Genomic DNA, 1671 nt, shown 5'->3' with positions numbered 1-1671 from the left:
TTATTAATGAATTGTTATTAACTTAATGAGTTGTTATTAATTTGATGATTAATTAATAAAATATGAATATTATTTTTTTGCTGACTAGTTAAGTCGTTTTTGCTTAGCTAAACCAATTTTTTTAATTCATTGACTAAAAAAAGAAGCCATAATTGACCCGCATACGGTTATTTTGTATAGTTTTTAACTATAGTGGTTTATAGAAAACAATAAGTTATATAAGAAAATTGTTGTTTTAAGATAATAAAAATGCCAGTTTGTGCTAGTTTTTTGTAAAAATGTAAAGTTGAGTGTTTTTTTCATATCTGCACAACAAAGGGCTTGAAAAGTAGTTAAAAAAACATTATTTAAATTACTAATTTAATGTTAATCATTGTTAATTAATAAAGGAAAGCAATTTTTATGATGCGAATAGCTTTGTTTTTACTTACAAACTTGGCAGTAATGTTTGTATTTGGAATTATTTTGAGTTTGACCGGCATCCAGGGACAAAGCGTTCCAGGGCTAATGATTATGGCTGGTTTTTTTGGTTTTGGTGGTTCATTTATCTCATTATTGATGTCAAAATGGATGGCATTACGTTCTGTTGGTGGGCAGGTGATTGAAAGTCCGACAACAGAAATGGAACATTGGTTGTTAAATACCGTCAAGCGTCAGTCTGATCAAGCTGGCATAAAAATGCCAGAAGTTGCTATTTATCATGCACCCGATATTAACGCTTTTGCCACCGGGGCTCGTCGTGATGCGTCATTGGTTGCTGTTAGTACAGGTTTGTTAGAAAGTATGGGACGTGATGAAGCCGAAGCGGTTATCGCCCATGAGATCAGCCATATAGCAAATGGTGATATGGTAACAATGACTTTATTACAAGGAATAGTGAATACTTTTGTCATTTTTATTTCACGTATTATTGCTCAGCTGGCGTCTGGATTTTTATCAAATAGTAATAATGACAATGAAAGTAGCCAGGGTAATCCAATGATTTACTTTGCGGTATCAATGGTGTTAGAAATTGTATTTGGTATTTTGGCCAGTATTATTACTATGTGGTTCTCGCGTTATCGTGAATTCCGTGCAGATGCAGGTTCGGCGCATTTAGTGGGTAGAGAAAAAATGATTGCTGCATTACAGCGTTTGAAAAGAAGTTATGAACCTCAGGAAGCTGGCAGTATGATGGCTTTTTGCATCAACGGACGTTCTAAATCTTTTAGTGAGTTGTTTTTGTCCCATCCTCCTCTTGATAAGCGCATTGAAGCTTTACGTATGGGCACTTATCTTAATCGGTAAAACAATAATCAATCCCACCTAATGAGGTGGGATTGATTATTAACTTCGATAGGCTGTTTTGATTTGTTCGATTATTCGTTGCAAAACTTCTGCTTGTTTAGCATCTTCTTGCATAACAAGAATTTCTTTTTCCATATTGAGTATAGCTCTTCCTGCATCGGCTTGATTTAGCGCTTTTAATATAGCTAAGCGACTTAATTTTGATGACATTATTTATATGAGCTATTCAATTGATTTTAGACGTAAAGTGATATGTACGATAGAAGAAGACAGGTTGAGTATCCGAGAAACAGCGAAGCAATTTCGCATTGGCTGTGCATCTGTATCGCGTTGGATTAATCAAATAGAGCCAAAAGCATCGACTACGCGTCAGCGAAAAATCGA

Annotated in this window: 3 protein-coding genes; 2 read left to right on the top strand and 1 reads right to left on the bottom strand. The window is 34.7% G+C overall.

Annotated features, from left to right (window positions below; all coding sequences use genetic code 11):
* The first annotated feature begins 402 nt into the window (after positions 1-402).
* Complete coding sequence (htpX, locus tag ARSQ2_RS11225) at positions 403-1287, top strand: protease HtpX (protein WP_181995342.1); 885 nt, start codon at positions 403-405, stop codon at positions 1285-1287.
* Positions 1288-1326: 39 nt separating this feature from the next.
* Here the strand turns inward: htpX and ARSQ2_RS11220 are convergent, their stop codons facing one another.
* On the bottom strand, positions 1327-1497 hold the full coding sequence (locus ARSQ2_RS11220) for a DUF2594 family protein (RefSeq protein WP_181995341.1): 171 nt from the start codon (positions 1495-1497) through the stop codon (positions 1327-1329).
* Between the two features lie 7 nt (positions 1498-1504).
* Here ARSQ2_RS11220 and ARSQ2_RS15135 point away from each other — a divergent pair.
* A partial coding sequence (locus tag ARSQ2_RS15135) for an IS630 transposase-related protein (protein ID WP_420837782.1) occupies positions 1505-1671 on the top strand: 167 nt, incomplete at its 3' end.

The sequence above is a fragment of the Arsenophonus endosymbiont of Bemisia tabaci Q2 genome (assembly GCF_902713415.1).
Taxonomy (GTDB): domain Bacteria; phylum Pseudomonadota; class Gammaproteobacteria; order Enterobacterales; family Enterobacteriaceae; genus Arsenophonus.
Note: the sequence above shows the minus strand (reverse complement) of the source record. Positions and strands in the feature narration are given on the sequence as shown.

Coding starts and splice junctions, on each gene's coding strand:
- htpX (WP_181995342.1), top strand. CDS start 403: ATGATGCGAATAGCTTTGTTTTTACTTACAAACTTGGCAGTAATGTTT.
- ARSQ2_RS11220 (WP_181995341.1), bottom strand. CDS start 1,497: ATGTCATCAAAATTAAGTCGCTTAGCTATATTAAAAGCGCTAAATCAA.